The organism is Rhodococcus sp. A14 (assembly GCF_011603105.1).
GTDB lineage: Bacteria > Actinomycetota > Actinomycetes > Mycobacteriales > Mycobacteriaceae > Rhodococcus_F > Rhodococcus_F opacus.
Window position 1 is genome coordinate 1 of the sequence record NZ_JAAOQS010000299.1, and the last position, 755, is coordinate 755.

Annotated in this window: 1 protein-coding gene; it reads left to right on the plus strand. The window is 67.9% G+C overall.

Annotated elements, in window-relative coordinates; translation table 11 throughout:
• The coding region (locus tag G9373_RS45505) for an aldehyde dehydrogenase family protein (RefSeq protein ID WP_167121386.1) at positions 1-755 on the plus strand (755 nt) is incomplete at both ends.

A 755-nucleotide genomic window follows, 5' to 3' on the forward strand; every position in this document is an offset into this window, starting at 1 on the left:
ATCGACGCCGCCGCCGCCGCGTTCCCCGCCTGGCGCGACACCTCCCTCGCCAAGCGCACCCAGGTGATCTTCAACTTCCGGGAACTGCTCAACGCCCGCAAAGGCGAGTTGGCCGAGATCATCACCGCCGAGCACGGCAAGGTCGTCTCCGACGCACTCGGTGAGGTCTCCCGCGGCCAGGAAGTCGTCGAATTCGCCTGCGGCATCGCGCACCTGCTCAAGGGCGGCATGACCGAAAACGCCTCCACCAACATCGACGTCTCCTCGATCCGCCAGCCCGTCGGCCCGGTCGGAATCATCTCCCCGTTCAACTTCCCCGCCATGGTCCCGATGTGGTTCTTCCCCATCGCCATCGCCGCCGGCAACACCGTCGTCCTCAAACCGTCCGAGAAGGACCCCACCGCCGCGATCTGGATGGCCGAACTCTGGGCCGAAGCCGGCCTGCCCGCCGGGGTGTTCAACGTCCTGCAGGGCGACAAGACCGCCGTCGACGAACTGCTCACCCACCCCGCCATCAAGGCCATCAGCTTCGTCGGATCCACCCCCATCGCCCAATACGTCTACGCCACCGGCACCGCCCACGGCAAACGCGTCCAAGCCCTCGGTGGGGCGAAGAACCACGCCATCGTCCTCCCGGACGCCGACCTCGACCTCGCCGCCGACGCCATGGTCAACGCCGGCTTCGGCTCCGCCGGCGAACGCTGCATGGCCATCAGCGCCCTGGTCGCGGTCGGCGACATCGCCGACGAACTCGT